Annotated in this window: 19 protein-coding genes; 10 read left to right on the top strand and 9 right to left on the bottom strand. The window is 71.6% G+C overall.

The window, feature by feature from the left end; all coding sequences use genetic code 11:
• Positions 1 to 380 precede the first annotated feature (380 nt).
• From rpmH to ACIGNX_RS15555, 9 genes are all read left to right on the top strand, one after another.
• Complete coding sequence (gene rpmH, locus ACIGNX_RS15595) at positions 381 to 524, top strand: 50S ribosomal protein L34 (protein ID WP_073897783.1); 144 nt, start codon at positions 381 to 383, stop codon at positions 522 to 524.
• A gap of 13 nt (positions 525 to 537) precedes the next feature.
• Entirely contained in the window at positions 538 to 879 is a 342-nt protein-coding gene (gene rnpA / locus ACIGNX_RS15590) for a ribonuclease P protein component (protein WP_396540423.1), read from the top strand.
• Complete coding sequence (yidD, locus tag ACIGNX_RS15585; RefSeq protein WP_396540421.1) at positions 876 to 1151, top strand: membrane protein insertion efficiency factor YidD; 276 nt, start codon at positions 876 to 878, stop codon at positions 1149 to 1151. The genes rnpA and yidD overlap by 4 nt, the downstream gene beginning before the upstream one ends.
• 3 nt (positions 1152 to 1154) lie before the next feature.
• Entirely contained in the window at positions 1155 to 2246 is a 1092-nt protein-coding gene (yidC, locus tag ACIGNX_RS15580; protein ID WP_396540419.1) for a membrane protein insertase YidC, read from the top strand.
• Between the two features lie 18 nt (positions 2247 to 2264).
• A complete protein-coding gene (locus ACIGNX_RS15575) occupies positions 2265 to 2807 on the top strand; it encodes a protein jag (RefSeq protein ID WP_396540417.1) in 543 nt (180 codons plus the stop codon).
• A gap of 116 nt (positions 2808 to 2923) precedes the next feature.
• Entirely contained in the window at positions 2924 to 3382 is a 459-nt protein-coding gene (locus ACIGNX_RS15570) for an NUDIX hydrolase (protein ID WP_396540415.1), read from the top strand.
• A gap of 174 nt (positions 3383 to 3556) precedes the next feature.
• Complete coding sequence (rsmG, locus tag ACIGNX_RS15565; protein WP_396540413.1) at positions 3557 to 4234, top strand: 16S rRNA (guanine(527)-N(7))-methyltransferase RsmG; 678 nt, start codon at positions 3557 to 3559, stop codon at positions 4232 to 4234.
• A gap of 155 nt (positions 4235 to 4389) precedes the next feature.
• The gene (locus ACIGNX_RS15560; protein ID WP_396540411.1) at positions 4390 to 5262 is read left to right on the top strand and encodes a ParA family protein; all 873 of its coding nucleotides are present in this window, start codon (positions 4390 to 4392) and stop codon (positions 5260 to 5262) included.
• Entirely contained in the window at positions 5259 to 6260 is a 1002-nt protein-coding gene (locus ACIGNX_RS15555) for a ParB/RepB/Spo0J family partition protein (RefSeq protein WP_396540409.1), read from the top strand. Before ACIGNX_RS15560 ends, ACIGNX_RS15555 begins: the two co-directional genes overlap by 4 nt.
• 250 nt (positions 6261 to 6510) lie before the next feature.
• On the opposite strand, the gene ACIGNX_RS15550 is transcribed toward ACIGNX_RS15555, so the two are convergent.
• Positions 6511 to 7455, bottom strand: a complete 945-nt coding sequence (locus ACIGNX_RS15550) for a D-alanine--D-alanine ligase (RefSeq protein ID WP_396540407.1) — start codon at positions 7453 to 7455, stop codon at positions 6511 to 6513.
• A 13-nt stretch (positions 7456 to 7468) separates the two neighbouring features.
• Positions 7469 to 8785, bottom strand: coding sequence for a PLP-dependent aminotransferase family protein (locus ACIGNX_RS15545; protein WP_396540405.1), 1317 nt, complete (start codon positions 8783 to 8785; stop codon positions 7469 to 7471).
• Between the two features lie 144 nt (positions 8786 to 8929).
• Between ACIGNX_RS15545 and ACIGNX_RS15540 the strand changes: the two genes are divergently transcribed.
• The gene (locus ACIGNX_RS15540; protein ID WP_396540403.1) at positions 8930 to 9565 is read left to right on the top strand and encodes a GNAT family N-acetyltransferase; all 636 of its coding nucleotides are present in this window, start codon (positions 8930 to 8932) and stop codon (positions 9563 to 9565) included.
• A 6-nt stretch (positions 9566 to 9571) separates the two neighbouring features.
• Here the strand turns inward: ACIGNX_RS15540 and ACIGNX_RS15535 are convergent, their stop codons facing one another.
• The 7 genes from ACIGNX_RS15535 to ACIGNX_RS15505 all read right to left on the bottom strand — a co-directional run bounded on the left by ACIGNX_RS15535 (position 9572) and on the right by ACIGNX_RS15505 (position 15779).
• The gene (locus ACIGNX_RS15535) at positions 9572 to 9991 is read right to left on the bottom strand and encodes a hypothetical protein (RefSeq protein ID WP_396540401.1); all 420 of its coding nucleotides are present in this window, start codon (positions 9989 to 9991) and stop codon (positions 9572 to 9574) included.
• A gap of 43 nt (positions 9992 to 10034) precedes the next feature.
• Positions 10035 to 11177 (bottom strand): N-acetylmuramoyl-L-alanine amidase, encoded by a 1143-nt coding sequence (locus ACIGNX_RS15530; protein ID WP_396540399.1) that lies wholly within the window; start codon positions 11175 to 11177, stop codon positions 10035 to 10037.
• A 170-nt stretch (positions 11178 to 11347) separates the two neighbouring features.
• Positions 11348 to 11674, bottom strand: a complete 327-nt coding sequence (gene trxA, locus ACIGNX_RS15525; RefSeq protein WP_396540397.1) for a thioredoxin — start codon at positions 11672 to 11674, stop codon at positions 11348 to 11350.
• A 29-nt stretch (positions 11675 to 11703) separates the two neighbouring features.
• Complete coding sequence (gene trxB, locus ACIGNX_RS15520; protein WP_396540395.1) at positions 11704 to 12702, bottom strand: thioredoxin-disulfide reductase; 999 nt, start codon at positions 12700 to 12702, stop codon at positions 11704 to 11706.
• Between the two features lie 115 nt (positions 12703 to 12817).
• The gene (locus ACIGNX_RS15515) at positions 12818 to 13573 is read right to left on the bottom strand and encodes a hypothetical protein (protein ID WP_396540393.1); all 756 of its coding nucleotides are present in this window, start codon (positions 13571 to 13573) and stop codon (positions 12818 to 12820) included.
• Complete coding sequence (sigM, locus tag ACIGNX_RS15510) at positions 13570 to 14187, bottom strand: RNA polymerase sigma factor SigM (RefSeq protein ID WP_396540391.1); 618 nt, start codon at positions 14185 to 14187, stop codon at positions 13570 to 13572. The genes ACIGNX_RS15515 and sigM overlap by 4 nt, the downstream gene beginning before the upstream one ends.
• 62 nt (positions 14188 to 14249) lie before the next feature.
• The gene (locus tag ACIGNX_RS15505) at positions 14250 to 15779 is read right to left on the bottom strand and encodes a protein kinase family protein (protein WP_396540389.1); all 1530 of its coding nucleotides are present in this window, start codon (positions 15777 to 15779) and stop codon (positions 14250 to 14252) included.
• Positions 15780 to 15802: the final 23 nt, after the last annotated feature.

The raw sequence follows: 15802 nt of genomic DNA, 5'->3' as shown, positions 1-15802 counted from the left end.
TTATCCACAACTGTGCACGAACGGGGCCCGGAGCGCAGCGGATCCCCCGTTGCTCCCGAGCACCCGCGACCGGCGTGGCGGCGGCTGTCGTCCCTCGTGGGCCCGGCCCGATCCGCCCGCTTCCACCCGCGAAGGCAGCACGCTAACAAGGTGCGGGCCCTGCCACAAGGCGTGCGGTCGCGCAAGTGGTTTCCGCGCGCCGGGCGGGTGGTCGACCCGCCTCCCGCGCCCGGGGGCGACCCCGATTTGAACCGCGCCCCCGGGGCTGCGTACCCTCGTAACCGTCTCCCGCTTGCGTGGGGTGCTTTTCGCGCGCCTAAGGCTAGTTCGCTGGGGACAACCACAGACCTGCTTGGCAGTTAAGCACCGGGAGTCCGACCGTGAGCAAGGGTAAGCGCACCTTCCAGCCCAACAACCGCCGCCGTGCCAAGACGCACGGTTTCCGGCTGCGCATGCGCACCCGCGCCGGTCGCGCCATCCTGGCCGCGCGCCGTGGCAAGGGCCGCAAGCAGCTGTCCGCCTGATCGCCGCAGCGCCGTGCTGCCCGCGGCCAACCGGCTGACCCGGAGCCAGGACTTCGGCCTGGTGGTCCGCCGAGGCCGCCGGGCCGGCCGGTCCCGGCTGGTGGTGCACGTCCTGACGTCGGCGCAGCCCACCTTGGACCCGTCCAAGGTGGGCTTCGTCGTGAGCAAGGCCGTGGGCAACTCCGTGGTCCGGCACCGGGTGAGCCGCAGGCTCCGGCACCTGGTGCGGGACCGGATCGGGGGGTTGCCGCCCGGAACTTCGCTCGTCGTGCGCGCGTTGGCACCGTCAGCCGATGCGGACAGCGCCGAGCTCGGCCGAGACCTCGACGCGGCGCTGCGCAAGGTGCTGCGATGACGACGACCACCCGGGTGAGCCCCGTAGTCCGGGCGCTGCTGCTGCCGGTGCGCTTCTACCGGAAGTTCATCTCACCGGCGCTGCCCCCGACCTGCCGTTTCCACCCGAGTTGCAGTGCGTACGCGGTGGAGGCGTTGACCGTCCACGGTGCGCTGCGCGGTTCCTGGCTGACCCTGCGCCGGCTGGGCCGCTGCGGACCCTGGCACCCTGGTGGCCTGGACCCGGTTCCGCCGAGGCGAAACGCGGTCCCCGACCTTCCTGCCGAGGAGTAGCTAGTGCTCAACTTCATCTACTACCCGGTGTCCTTCATCCTGTGGTGTTGGCACTGGGTGTTCGGCCACATCTTCGGCGAGTCGAGCGGGTTCGCGTGGGCCCTGTCGGTGGTGTTCCTCGTCTTCACCCTGCGCGCGCTGCTGTTCAAGCCGTTCGTCGGCCAGGTCCGCTCGATGCGCAAGATGCAGGAGTTCGCGCCCGAGCTGCAGAAGATCAAGAAGAAGTACGCGAACGACAAGCAGCGCCAGGCCCAGGAGATGCAGAAGCTCCAGGCCGAGCACGGCGTGAACCCGCTCGGCGGCTGCCTGCCGATGCTGGTGCAGATCCCGGTGTTCATCGGCCTGTTCCACGTGCTGCGGTCGTTCAAGCCCGGCTGGGGCGAGGTCTACTTCTTCGACGCCAAGGGCGTGGAGTCGTTCGTCAACGCCAAGCTGTTCGGCGCGAACCTGTCGACGTTCATCACGATGCCGTACGACAACCCGGGCCAGCCGTCGCTGACGGACTTCGGGACCGAGCGCAGCTCGGTGCTGCTCGTCGCCATCCCGTTGATGATCATCGCGTCGATCGCGACCCACTTCACCGCGCGCCACTCGGTGGCCCGGCAGACGCAGGCGGCGACGGACAACCCGCAGACCGCGATCATGAACAAGCTGACGCTGTACATCTTCCCGCTGGGCGTGCTCGTCGGTGGCCTCTTCTTCCCCATCGCGATCCTGCTCTACTGGCTGAGCAACAACGCGTGGACGCTGGGTCAGCAGTACGTCGTCTACCACCGCATCGACCGCGAGGAAGAGGCGAAGAAGGTCGAGGCGACGGCGCAGCGGTCCGCGCTCGCCCCGAAGCCGGGCGTGAAGCCCGTGACGAAGCCGAAGCCCGGCCAGAAGCCGCAGACCGCCCGCAAGCCGGCGGGTGCCGCCGGCGCCGCGTCGGCGGGCGCGCAGCAGTCGACCACCCAGTCCGTCGACGGCACGGCCACGTCGGCGGCGACGGACGGCGACGGGTCCGCGTCGACCGCGAAGCCGTCCACCGAGGTTCCCGGTCTGAGCCCAGACCGATCCCCAGGCAAGAAGCAGGGCAACAAGAAGCGTCGTTGACCCTGGAGAGGAGACATCGTGTCGGAGACGTTGCAGGCGGCCGACGTGGACGCACCGGGGGCCGACGACGCCCCGCCGGCGCGGTCGGGGAGTTCGGAGGACCTGCTCGTCCAGGAGGGCGACATCGCCGGGGACTACCTGGAGCGACTGTTGGACCTGCTCGACTACGACGGCGACATCGACCTCGACGTCGAGGCGGGTCGGGCGATCGTGAGCATCGACGGCGGTGACGACCTGGAGAAGCTGGTCGGTCCCCGCGGCACGGTCCTGGAGTCGTTGCAGGAGCTGACCCGGCTCGCCGTGCAGCAGGAGACGGGCGTGCGCAGCCGCCTCATGCTGGACATCGCCGGCTGGCGCGCCGGGCGGCGCGCCGAGCTCGCCGACCTCGGCCGGACGACGGCGGAGAAGGTGCTGGCGACGGGCGAGAAGGTGCGGCTGCACCCGATGACGCCGTTCGAGCGGAAGGTCGTGCACGACGCCGTCGCCGCCGTGGCGGGCGTGCACAGCGAGAGCGAGGGCGAGGAGCCGCAGCGCCGCGTGGTGGTGCTGCCGAAGCCCTGATCGGTCCTCACCGGTTCGTGCCGACGACCCCGGTCCCCTGGTGGGGCCGGGGTCGTTTCACGTCCGGGGTCGGCGTCCTCTTTCCTTCGTCGTGTTTCACGTGAAACGGTCGTGGCATGAGTGGGAACATCCGCAACCTCCGCGTCGCCGCCTACGCCGTCATCATCGAGGACGGGCGGATGCTGCTGTCCCGGTGGCTCGGGCCGGACCGGCCGCGCTGGATCCTGCCCGGCGGTGGGCTCGACCACGGTGAGGACCCGTACGACGCCGTCGTGCGCGAGGTGTTCGAGGAGACCGGGTACCGGGCGGAGGTGGACCGGTTGCTCGGCATCCAGAACGTATACGGGCCGATGGTGCGGGACGGGATGGAGGTGGACTACCACCGCATCCGGATCATGTACGAGGCGCACGTGGTCGGCGGCGAGTTGACGTACGAGGTCGGCGGCAGCACGGACCAGGCGGCGTGGTTCCCGGTGGACGAGGTGCCGGGGTTGGATCACGTCGAGTCGGTCGACTACGCCTTGGAACTCCTCCGCGTGCAGCCGAAGGACGGTCGGATCACAAGTTTCACGTGAAACGCGCCGACATGGCGCTCGGATTTGGCGTGTCGGCGGGGTGATCCGTCATAGTGGGGACTGGCACATCTCGCGGGGCTCATCGCCTCCTCGGCGAGACGCCCAACCCCATCGCCCACGCTCGGTCGCCCCGGTGTCCGGTGTGGTTTCACGTGAAACGTCCCGGACGGAGACATGGCCGCAGAGGTGGAAGACCGCGCGAAGAAGGTCTTCGGTGACCACTACGACAAGGCGGTCGCCTTCACGGCACTGCTCACCGAGCACGGCGTCGAGCGCGGGCTCATCGGCCCGCGCGAGGTCGACCGCCTCTGGGAGCGGCACGTCCTGAACTCGGCCGTCGTGGCGGAGCTGTTCCCCGAAGGCGCACGGGTGGTCGACGTCGGCTCGGGGGCGGGGCTGCCGGGCATCCCGCTGGCCATCGCGCGTCCGGACCTCGACCTCACGCTGCTGGAGCCGATGGCCCGGCGGGTGGCGTGGTTGACCGAGTGCGTCGACGCGCTCGGGCTGGAGGTCACCGTCGTGCGCGGGCGGGCCGAGGAAGGGCCGGTGCGGGAGCGGCTGTCGGACAGCGACGTCGTGACGGCTCGCGCGGTGGCCCCGCTGGAGCGGTTGACGCGGTGGTGCCTGCCGCTGCTCCGGCCCGGCGGGCGCCTGGTGGCACTCAAGGGCGAGAGCGCCGCGGAAGAACTGGAACGCGATGCCGAGGCGGTGCGGCGAGCCGGGGGCGTCCGGCCGCGCGTCACCACCTGCGGTGGCGAGGTGCTCGACCCGCCGACGACGGTCGTGCTCGTGGAGCGCGACGAGCAGGCGAGCCGCCGTGACGGCACGCGTCGCAAGAGGAAGGATCGGTGAACGTGTACCCCGACCCCCTGCAACCTGTGTTCCAAGAGGCCGGTGTTCCACGTGAAACCGAGCCCGAAGGTGTGGTGGGCGGTGGCCGAGCGCCCCGCCCGACGGCTGACCCCAACTTGGCAAACAACGTGGAACCGGCAGGAGACACCAGCACCGTGTGGACCCCGATCGCGGAAGAAGCGGCACGCGCCACCCGCGTCCTGCACCCCGACTCCCTCCAACTCCCCCGTCCCGACCGCCGCCGGGTCATGGTGGTCGCCAACCAGAAGGGTGGCGTCGGCAAGACCACCAGCACGGTGAACCTGGCCGCGGCGCTGGCCATCCACGGGCTGAAGGTGCTCGTGATCGACCTCGACCCGCAGGGCAACGCCAGCACGGCGCTCGCGGTCGACCACCGCTCCGGCACGCCGTCGGTGTACGAGGTGCTGATCGGTGAGCTGTCCGTGGCGGAGGCCGCCCAGGTCAGCAACCAGTCCCCCAACCTCTACTGCGTGCCGGCCACGATCGACCTGGCGGGCGCGGAGATCGAGCTGGTGTCGATGGTCGCCCGCGAGTCGCGGCTGAAGGAGGCGCTGAGCCCGGAGGCGCTCGACCCGATCAAGCCGGACTACGTGTTCATCGACTGCCCGCCCTCGCTCGGCCTGCTGACCGTCAACGCGATGGTCGCCGCCCAGGAGGTGCTCATCCCCATCCAGTGCGAGTACTACGCGCTGGAAGGACTGGGCCAGCTCCTGCGCAACATCGAGCTGGTGCAGGCGCACCTGAACCCGACGCTGAACGTGTCCACGATCCTGCTGACGATGTACGACGGTCGCACGAAGCTCGCCGACCAGGTGACCAGCGAGGTGCGCGGCCACTTCGGCGACACGGTTCTCCGGACGGTGATCCCGCGGAGCGTGAAGGTCTCGGAGGCTCCGGGATACGGTCAGACGGTGCTCACCTACGATCCCGGCTCACGGGGCGCGATGAGCTACCTGGACGCGGCGCGGGAGATCGCCGAGTTCGGCGCGGAGATGAGGTCGGCATGACGGAACAGCGCAAGGGCGGCCTCGGTCGCGGGCTCGCGGCCCTGATCCCGAGCGGTCCGCCCTCCGGCACGCCGGCTCCCCCGCCGGTGCGGACCGCGGCCGGTGGGCCGGCCAACGGGTCAGCCGCCCCTGCGCCCGCGCCCGCCGCACCGACCGGTGAGGTGGCCGGCGCGGTGTACCAGGAGTTGCCGGTCACCTCGATCCGGACCAACCCGAAGCAGCCCCGGCAGGTGTTCGACGACGAGGCGCTGCGGGAGCTGGAGCACTCCATCCGCGAGTTCGGGCTGATGCAGCCGATCGTGGTGCGGGCGACCGGTGCGGACACCTACGAGCTCGTCATGGGCGAGCGGCGGTGGCGGGCCACCCAGCTCGCGGGGTTGAAGACCATCCCGGCCATCGTGCGGCAGACGGCCGACGACGTGATGCTGCGGGACGCGCTGCTGGAGAACATCCACCGCGTGCAGCTCAACCCGCTGGAAGAGGCGTCGGCCTACCAGCAGCTGCTGGAGGAGTTCGGCGTCACGCACGAGGAGCTGGCCGACCGGATCGGCCGCAGCCGGCCGGTCGTGACCAACACGATCCGGTTGCTGAAGCTGCCCCTGCCCGTGCAGCGCCGGGTCGCGGCCGGGGTGCTGTCGGCCGGGCACGCGCGGGCGCTGCTCGGGGTCGAGGACCCCGGGGTGCAGGAGGAGCTGGCCGCCCGGATCGTCGCCGAGGGGATGTCGGTCCGGGCCACCGAGGAAGCGGTGACGCTCGCCAAGGGCGCCGAGCCCGCCAAGGCCAAGGCCGCTCGCCGCAAGCCCGTCCAGGCACCCGGGTTGCAGGAGTTGGCGGAGCGGTTGTCCGACAACTTCGACACCCGGGTGAAGGTGGAGCTGGGGCAGCGGAAGGGGCGGATCGTGGTGGAGTTCGGGTCGGTGGACGACTTGGAGCGGATCATCCAGTTGATGTCGCCGGAGGCGGCGCAGCGGGTGCGCTCGGGGCCCGGTTCCGCGTAGCCGGGTGCCGGCGGGGCGGTGCTGCCGTCCGGCTCGGTTTGGCGTGGGGCACCCGAACCTGTGTCAAACCGGGCCGCCGCGGGCGGTTGCGGCGGTCATGGACGGGTTTGGGTGCCGTTCTCGCGGCGAGGTCGAGAAACGGACAAAAGGGATTCGTTCGAGGTGCAAGGGATCACCAAGGGGCCTTTTGTCACGGTGATGATTGCGGCCCGTGTCCTTGTGGACACGGGCCGTGGTGGGTGAGGGGTGGTCAGCGGGTGACGGCTCGCTCGACCAAGGCCGCGTAGATGTCCCCCAGTGACTGGCCGGCCGCTTCGACGGCCATCGGCAGGAGGGACGTCTCGGTGAGGCCTGGGGAGACGTTGACCTCCAGGAAGTGGACCGTGCCGTCCGGGGCGACGACGGCGTCCGTGCGGGAGACGTCGCGCAGGCCCAGGAGGCGGTGGGCGGCCACGGCGAGTTCGCCGACGGCCTGGGCGGCCTTCTCGTCCAGCCGGGCCGGGGCGTGGAAGTCCGTCAGGCCGGCGGTGTACCGGGCGGTGTAGTCGTAGATCCCGCTCTCCGGGACGATCTCCACCGCGGGGAGCGCGTAGGGACCGTCCGGGCCGTCGACGACGGACACGGCGACCTCGACGCCCTCCACGAAGCGCTCGGCCAGGACCGTGTCGCCGTAGGCCAGGCAGCCCACCATGGCGGCCGGCAGTTCGGCCGCGTCGCGCACCACCCGGGCGCCCAGGGCCGAGCCGCCCTGGTCCGGCTTCAGCATCAGCGGCAGGCCGAGGCGGTCGAGCATGGCGTCCAGGACCGGTTGCGCGCCCAGTTCCCGGAAGGACGCGTGCGGGAGGACGGCCCACTCCGGGGTGGCCAGGCCGGCCCGGGCCAGTTCCGCCTTGGCGGTCGGCTTGTCCCAGGCACGGCGGCAGGCCCGCGAGTCCGTGCCGACGAACGGCACGTCCAGCAGTTCCAGGATGGTCTGCACGGAGCCGTTCTCGCCCTCGCCGCCGTGGAGGGCGACCACGACGGCGTCCGGGCGGTGCTCCTTCAGGCGGGTGAGCAGGGTGCCGTCGGCGTCCCACTCCTCCACGACCAGGCCGGCCGAGCGGAGCGCGGCGGACAGCCTGCGACCGGATCGCAAGGACACCTCCCGCTCGTGCGAAAGGCCCCCGGACAGGACTGCGACCCAGCGGTTGGACAACGTCTACTCCTGATCAAGCGGTGTCGGGCGAGGGGTTGTGCGGGCCCGAGACGGCGCGGCCCACGGTCGGGCCGAACGTCTCGTGCAGCTCGATCTCGTCCTTGATGACGTTCGCGAGCCGGCGCACGCCCTCGCGGATGCGTTCCGGCGTCGGGTAGCAGTACGAGATGCGCAGTTGGCGGCTGCCCAGGCCGTCGGCGTAGAAGCCGGTGCCCGAGGCGTACGCCACGCGCTGGGTGATGGCGCGGGGCAGCATCGCCTTCGTGTCGATGCCCTCCGGCACGGTCACCCAGACGTAGAAGCCGCCGTTCGGCTTGTTCCACGTGGAACCAACCGGCATGTGCTGCTCGAGGGACGAGATCGCCGCGTCACGGCGCTCCCGGTACGCCTCGCGGTAGGTCTTGATCTGGCCCTTCCAGTCGTGCGTGGCCAGGTAGCGCGACACGATCAGCTGGTTCAGCGTCGGCGGGCACAGGGTGGCCGACTCCGCGGCCAGCACCAGCTTCTCCCGCACGGCGTGCGGGGCCAGGACCCAGCCCACGCGCAGGCCCGCGGCGAAGGTCTTGGAGAACGAGCCCAGGTAGACGACGTTGTCCGGGTCGGTCGAGCGCAGCGCCGGGTAGGTGACGCCGTCGAAGCCCAGCAGCCCGTACGGGTTGTCCTCCACCACGAGGATGCCGTGCGCGCGGCAGATGTCGAGCACCTCGGCGCGGCGCTGGACGGCCAGGGTGACGCCGGCGGGGTTGTGGAAGTTCGGGATCGTGTAGAGGAACTTCACCCGCCTGCCGGACCGCTCGACGGCGGCGACGGCCTCGCGCAGCGCCTCCGGCACGAGGCCGTCGGCGTCCATGCCCACGTGCACGACCTGGGCCTGGTAGGCGGCGAACGAGCCGAGCGCGCCGACGTACGACGGGCCCTCGGCCAGCACGACGTCACCGGGGTCGCAGAAGATCCGGGTGACCATGTCCAGGCCCATCTGGGAGCCGACGGTCACCACGACGTCGTCCGGGTGGGCGTTGATGCCCTCCAGCGCCATCACGTCGCAGATCTGCTCGCGCAGCTCGGGCACGCCCTGGGCGCTGCCGTACTGGAGCGCGACCAGGCCCTCCGTGGCGACGACGTCCGCCACCTCCGCGCTGAGGGACTCCAGCGGCAGCGCTGCCAGGTGGGGCATCCCTCCCGCCAGGGACACCACCTCAGGCCTGCTCGCCACCGCGAAGAGCGCCCGGATCTCCGACGCCGTCATGCCCGCCGTGCGCGCGGCGTACCGGCGCAGGTGGGGGTCGAGGCTTCTGGCTCCCTGCCTGGGAGGCTGTCCGGGTAGGTTCACGGGAAACTCCGTAGGTGGCTGTTACCGGCGGGTCGGTTCCCGCCCGAGTGTAACGGCCGTCCCGTTCGGGGTATCCGCCTTCCGGGCGGGGGTCCACTCCGCTTATCCTCGTGGGGGGATGCTTTCGGGGGCTTGGAGGTCGGGGTGTCGCGTCGTGTCGTGGGCGTCACCTTGGACAACCTGGAGCACCTCTCCAAGCACAGCCGGACGTGTGTGTTCTGGGAGCTCGCGCCGCACCTGAAGGAGCAGGCCGAGGAGTTCGGGGACACCGAGTTCGAGAAGGAGGCCTGGGTCTCCAGCGTGCTGCTGGAGTGGGGCTCCTGCGGCCGCATCATCTACCTGGACGGGATCCCCGCCGGTTCGGTGTTCTACGCGCCCCCCGCGGCCGTGCCGAGGTCGTTGGCCTTCCCCACCTCCCCCGCCAGCCCCGACGCGGTGCTGATGACCGGGCTGGAGGTGCTGCCGGAGTTCCGCGGCGGCGGTCTCGGGCGGGTGCTCGTGCAGACGGTCGCCAAGGACCTCACCCGTCGTGGCGTGAAGGCGATCGAGGCGTTCGGCGACAACCGGCCGGACGCGGACGGGCCCGGCTGCGTGACGCCCGCCGACTTCCTGCTCCAGGTCGGCTTCAAGACGGTCCGCCCGCACCCCCGGTGGCCGCGGTTGCGGCTGGAGCTGCGCAGCGCGTCCTCGTGGAAGGAAGACGTCGAGGCGGCGCTGGAGCGGCTGCTCGGCTCGGTGACGGTGTCGACCGCGGCGGAGCCCAGCTTCAAGCCCGTGTGAGGGCCGTCAGAAGCGGTCGACCTCGCAGTTCTCCAGCGTGCCGCCCTGGAGCAGGTCCAGCGCCTGCTCGCTCACCACGAGCTGCCCCTGGTCGGTGACGCCCAGGTCGTCCACGCCCGCCTGGCCGGTCACCTCCAGCCAGTGGAACGTGGGCAGCTCCTTGCCCTCCAGCATCTCCTGGGCCTCTTCGGAGAGCGTCACGGTGGCCCGGCGCACGCGGAAGGCGTCCAGGCCGCTGTCGACCAGCGTGTCGGCCAGGTCGTCGGTCACCAGGTAGACCGGGAACGCCTCCACCAGGTCGTCCCCGGCCCAGTCGGTGATCTCGTAGTGCACGGCTTCGATGCGCGGCGGCTGCGCCCCGAGGTCGATCACGGTGCCCTCGCCCAGCGCACCGGCGACCTCGGCTTCGAGGCGGTAGAACTCCATCGTGCTCCTCACCGGCAGCGTGGAGGGGTGGTGGTGGCCGCGGCTAGCGGAGCTTGCCCGTGGCCACCTCGTGCCGCAGCAGGTCGTCCATGGTGAACGTGCCGGTCGGCTGGTCGTCCTTGCCGAGCAGGTACAGGCGCTTGACCGCGACCAGGATGCCCTCGGCCACCACGTCGCGGAACGACGGGTTCGCCAGCCGCTGCCGGTCGCCCGGGTTGGTCAGGTAGCCCACCTCGACGCGGACGGCCGTGCAGCGGGTCATCCGGAGCATGTCCCAGGTCTTCGGGTGCGTGCGGCAGTCCAGCAGGCCCGTCCGGGCGACGATCTCGCGCTGGATGAACCCGGCCAGCGCCTCGCCGACCGTGGACGACGTGCCGTTGCCCGTGCCGAAGTGGAACGTCGCCACGCCCGCCGCCAGCGGCGAGGCGTTGCGGTCGGCGTGCAGCGACAGGATCAGGTCGGCGCCCGCCTCGTTGGCGAACCGCGCCCGCTCCCCCTCGTCCGGGTTGTGGTTCGGCCCGCGGGTGAGCAGGGCCTCCATGCCGGTCGCGGCCATCTTGCCCTCGAGCAGGCGGGCCAGGTCCAGCATCACGTCGGCCTCGGACACGCCGTCGACCACGACACCGCGGTCCTCGCCGCCGTGACCCGGGTCGATGATGATCCGCTTGCCCGACAGGCGCGGACCGGCCCGCCGGACGCGCTCCTGCTCGCGCAGGAACACCGGCCGGCCGCCGCGCACCTTGGGCTGGAGCTGGCGCAGCGCGCGGACCGTGTCCGGGCCGCACATGCCGTCCACGATGAGCCCGTAGTCGCGCTGGAAGCTCCGCAGCGCCTGCTCGGTCTGCTGGCCGAACTCGCCGTTGGGCCGCCCGGCGTCGTAGCCCAGCTCCAGCAGGCGCTCCTGGAGCGCGAACACGTCGTCTCCGGTGACCGGCTGCGCCATGAGGAACGCGAGCGGCCGGTCGCCGAGGCGGTAGGTGGCGTCGCGCAGCGCCCGGTAGGTGGCGGGGCCGACGACGCCGTCGGTGATGAGGCCCCGCTGCTGCTGGAACGCGCGCACCGCGTGCTCGACCGGCAGGTCGAACACCTGGGACGGTTGCGGGTCGGACAGCAGGCCGAGCTTCGTCAGCGTTGCCCTGACCTCGGCGACGTCCGGACCGAAGTCCCCGCGGCGGAGTAGCAGCATGCACCCCTCGCTCACTAAGGCGTCGACATCCATCGACGCGAACTTGACGCCCTATTGTGCCTTGCTCGCGCCGATGCCACGGATGGGGCTACTACGAGTGGTTACAGCTCCACAAAAGGGTGACCCGTCCGTCTTCGGTGGAGACGGACGGGTCACCCGGGAGGCTGAGCTCAGAGCACGTCGGACAGGTCCTTGAGCAGCGCGGCCTTCGGCTTGGCGCCGACGATCTGCTTCACCGGCCTGCCGCCCTGGAACAGGATCATGGTCGGCACCGACATGATCTGGTAGTCCCGCGCGATCGACGGGTTGGCGTCGATGTCGAGCTTCGCGATCGTGATCTTGTCGGGGTGCTCGGCGGCGATCTCCTCGAGCACCGGGGCGACCATCTTGCACGGGCCGCACCAGGTCGCCCAGAAGTCGACCAGGACCGGCTTGTCGCTGGTCAGCACGTCGTCGGTGAAGGTCTGGGCGGACGTGACCACGGGGGTGCCTGCCATGTCGTTTCTCTCCCTCTGCGAAAGGTGGTTCAGCTGGTGGTGACGGGCTCGCCGTAGCCGCCGCCCACGTGCTCGGCGGTGACGGCGGCCTCCGTGGTCCCGTGCTCGGCCAGCCAGCGCTCCGCGTCGATCGCGGCGGCGCAGCCCGAGCCCGCGGCGGTGATCGCCTGGCGGTAGGTGTGGTCGACGAGGTCGCCCGCGGCGAACACCCCGTCGACGTTCGTGTGGGTCGTGCGGCCGACCACCTGGACGTAACCCTCGCCGTCCAGCTCGACCTGGCCCTTGACCAGCTCGCTGCGCGGGTCGTGGCCGATGGCGACGAAGAAGCCGGTGAACGGGTGCTCGGTCACCTCGCCCGTGCGGGTGTCGCGGGTCCGGACGCCGGTCACGGTGCCGCCGCCCTGGCCCAGCACCTCGACGACCTCGGCGTTGAGCAGCCACTTGATCTTCTCGTTGGCCCGCGCGCGCTCCAGCATGATCTTGGAGGCGCGGAACTCCTCGCGGCGGTGGATGATCGTGACCGACCGGGCGAACTTCGTCAGGAAGGTCGCCTCCTCCATCGCCGAGTCGCCGCCGCCGATCACCGCGATGTCCTGGTCGCGGAAGAAGAAGCCGTCGCAGGTGGCGCAGGCCGACACGCCGCGGCCGAGCAGCTCCTGCTCACCGGGGACGTGCAGGTAGCGGGCCGCCGCGCCCATGGCGAGGATCACCGCGCGGGCGGCGTACCGCTTGCCGTGCGCGGTGACGTACTTGACCGGGCCGTCGAGCTCCACCGAGTCGACGTCCTCCGCGCGCAGCTCGGCGCCGAAGCGCTTGGCCTGCTCCCGCATCTGCGCCATGAGGTCGGGGCCCATGATGCCGTCGCGGAAACCGGGGTAGTTCTCGACTTCGGTCGTGGTCATCAGCGCGCCGCCGTACTGCGAGCCCTCGAACACCAGTGGATCGAGCTGGGCACGCGCCGCGTAGACCGCCGCGGTGTACCCGGCGGGCCCCGATCCCACGACGATCAGGTTCCGAACGTCCGACACCCTCGACCTCCGTTAGTCGCTCCCGGACCTGGATCACCCGGCCCGGCTCTTCGCTCAACGGATCGTAGGGTGCGGTAATTCCGCCCCTTCTCGGTGAGTTGGGCTACGCCCCCGGCTACGGCTGGATCGTGCTGTTCGCCAGTACGCCGTCCGGGTTGTCCGGCCCGCAGGTGCGCGGGTCCACCACCACGATCCGGTACGAGCCCGGGGTACCCCCGGGGAGGATCGCCATCACGGCCGGTTTGTCGTCCAGCGTGATCGGGCTCACCCCGAGGGGCTTGCCGGCGGTGATGTTCGCGCCGCGCAGGCAGTCGGCGAGCTGCTCCTGGTTCTCCAGCGGGCCGTAGTTCTGCGCCTTGAGCACGTCGCCGAACACCGGGCCGAAGTTCCGGCCGCGCACGGCGGGCATCCGGTCGCCACCGGGCGGGGCGGAGCTGCCGGTCACCGGCGTGGTGGAGGGGTCCGGCTGGGCGATGCCGCCGTCGCCCGCGGTGTTGTCGCGCGGGATGGCCACCACGGCGACGCCGACGGCGACCGCGGCCGCCGCGAGCAGCCCCGCGCCCCAGCCGAGGCGCTTGGCGCGACGGGCGCGAGCCCGGTCGAGGTCGACCACCGGTGCGGTGGGCCGGGCCTCCTCGGCCAGGGCCGCGTCGATCCGGTCGGCCACGTGGCGCGGCATGGGGATCGGCGGCAGGTCGCGCAGGTCCGCGAGCGTCGCGTCGAGCGCGGCGAGGATCTCGCGCGCCTCCGGGTCGTTCTCGACCAGCGGCCGCAGCTCGGCCTCGGTCTTGGGGTCCAGGGCGCCGGCGTGCAGGTCGGCCAGCAGGTCGACGGACCACGGCGGCCCTGAACGCCGCGCATTGCCGGTCATCGTTCCTCCAACTGACGTCCCTGTTGCACCTGCACATCGTTCACTGGGACGTTCGCATCTGCACCCTGGTTCCGGAGGTGCCCCAGAACTTTGGCGAGCTTGGCCCGCCCGCGGGCGCACCTCGACTTCACGGTGCCCTCCGCGATGCCCAGCAGCTGGGCCGTCTCGGCCACGGAGTAGCCCTCGACGTCCACCAGCACGATCGGGGCGCGCTGCTCCTCGGGCAGCTCGTTGAGGGCCGCCTGGACCACCAGGCGGGTCTCGCGCTCGGCCATCGCGTCGCGCGGCGACACCGGCTCGCCGGGGCCCGCCTCGGGCAGCGGCACGGTCGGCCTGGTTTGTCGCCTGCGCATCCGGTCCAGGCAGGCGTTGACGACTATTCGGTGCAGCCAGGTCGTGACCTGGGACTCCGCCCGGAAGCCGGCCGCCGCCCGGAAGGCCGAGATGAACGCCTCCTGCAACGCGTCCGCGGCCTCGTCGGGGTCGCGCAGCGTGCGCAGCGCGACGGCCCACATGCGATCTCGGTGCCTGCGCACGAGCTCGGAGAAGGCATGGGGGTCACCCGCGGCGTGCGCCGCGATGAGGTCTGCGTCCGAGCTGGCTGCGGCGGTCACGCGCGGGAGCCTATCCGGCCGCGGCAACCCGGCGGCCCACCGCCCGCGACTACCGCCCGCGGCTACTGCGCGCGGGTGTAGACCAGCTCCGCGATCTCCGAGCGGTTGTTCTTGCCGCTGCCCGCCAGCTTGGTGATCCACACCAGCACGTGCTGGGTCGGCTCGTGGTCGGCCAGCTGGACCTGGGTCTGCCCGGCCGACAGGGTCGCGGTCGCGATGACCTTCGTCTCCTGCAGCGGCACGCCGGGCGCGCTCGCGACGCGGATCTCCACCACCGTGCCCTCGCTGGGCGAGGTGATCGTCACCGACGACAGCTTCACCGGCTCGGCGAAGCCCGCCATCAGCCCGATGCCCGGCTTGAGCGCCGGGAACGGCTGGAAGTAGTTCTCCGTCTGCCACACCGTGGTCGGGTTGCCGTCGACCGCGCGGTTGGCCCGGTTGGCGTTGTCCGGCTGGTTGGTCACGTCGTACACGCCGACGGACGCGGGCTGCACGGGGCCGGCCGGCTGGGGCGCGGGCGGCGCGGGCTGGCCGCTCTGCCCGGCCGGGGTGGACTGGCCGATCACGACCGTCGGACCGCCGCCGCCGGTCGGCTCGTCGCTGAAGAAGCTGACGATCTGCACGCCGAGCCAGGTGATCACGGCCAGCGTCGCGACCGCGAGCACGGCCACGCTGATCATCAGCTTGCGCTTGTGCTCCTTGTCGCGGACCGGGCGCTGCGTGGTCCACACCGCGCCGTCGTCCGCCGCGTCGTCGGGCACCGGCCGGATCAGCGCCGTCTGCGCCTCGGACTGGGAGATCTGGTCGAGCACCTGGAGGATCGCCGCGCTGGTGCGGATGCCGCCGACGCTGGTGTCCTCCAGGCTGCGCACCGCCACCGACGACAGCTCGTGCGGCACGTACGGGTGCAGCACGCTCGGCGCCAGCACCGCGCCGTCCGGGCCGGTGGGCGCGACGGGCACGCCGTCCGGACCGTCGGGCAGCGCCCACTTCCCGGTCAGCAGCAGGTAGAGGATCGCGCCGAGGCCCTTGACGTCGTCGCGGGCGATCGCGTCCGGCCGGGGGCCGGGGAACGCCAGCCGCAGCCTGCCGTCGGTCGTCACGCGGATGCGCTGCGGGTGGTCCGCGCCGAGCACCAGGCCCGCGTGGTGGGCGCCCTCGATCGCCGCGCCCAGCGGTTCGAGCAGCCGCGTCGCGGCGCCGGCGGGCAGCGGGCCCTCGGTGACGAGGTCGAGCAGGTCGGTGCCCTGGGTCCACTCCGCGACGATCACCGCGAGGATGCCCTCGTCGAGCCGGATGCCCGCGCCGGGGGTCAGGACGTCGATCACCCGCGAAACACCCGGGTGGGTGAAGCTGGAGGCGTGCATCGCGCGTTCGGCGGTCCGCTTCGCGCGCGCCGCCGCGGCCTGGTCGGCCGGGTTGCCCACCAGCACGGTCAGCGCCACGTCGCGGTTGAGCTGCCCGTCCCGGGCCCGCCACAGGTGCGCGTCGCACCTGCGGTCCACCCCTGACCTGGCCAGCAGCCGGTAGCGGCCGTCGCCGATCACCCCGCCGGGCACCAGCGAGGTGTTCTGGATCGGACCGCTGCTCACGGGGCCGAGGGTACGGGACCGGG

This window comes from Actinosynnema sp. NPDC053489 (genome assembly GCF_044544865.1).
GTDB lineage: Bacteria > Actinomycetota > Actinomycetes > Mycobacteriales > Pseudonocardiaceae > Actinosynnema.
This window is presented reverse-complemented; position numbering and strand designations above follow the sequence as displayed.

Coding starts and splice junctions, on each gene's coding strand:
- yidD (WP_396540421.1), top strand. CDS start 876: ATGACGACGACCACCCGGGTGAGCCCCGTAGTCCGGGCGCTGCTGCTG.
- ACIGNX_RS15570 (WP_396540415.1), top strand. CDS start 2,924: ATGAGTGGGAACATCCGCAACCTCCGCGTCGCCGCCTACGCCGTCATC.
- rsmG (WP_396540413.1), top strand. CDS start 3,557: ATGGCCGCAGAGGTGGAAGACCGCGCGAAGAAGGTCTTCGGTGACCAC.
- ACIGNX_RS15555 (WP_396540409.1), top strand. CDS start 5,259: ATGACGGAACAGCGCAAGGGCGGCCTCGGTCGCGGGCTCGCGGCCCTG.
- ACIGNX_RS15535 (WP_396540401.1), bottom strand. CDS start 9,991: ATGGAGTTCTACCGCCTCGAAGCCGAGGTCGCCGGTGCGCTGGGCGAG.
- ACIGNX_RS15530 (WP_396540399.1), bottom strand. CDS start 11,177: ATGCTGCTACTCCGCCGCGGGGACTTCGGTCCGGACGTCGCCGAGGTC.
- trxA (WP_396540397.1), bottom strand. CDS start 11,674: ATGGCAGGCACCCCCGTGGTCACGTCCGCCCAGACCTTCACCGACGAC.
- ACIGNX_RS15515 (WP_396540393.1), bottom strand. CDS start 13,573: ATGACCGGCAATGCGCGGCGTTCAGGGCCGCCGTGGTCCGTCGACCTG.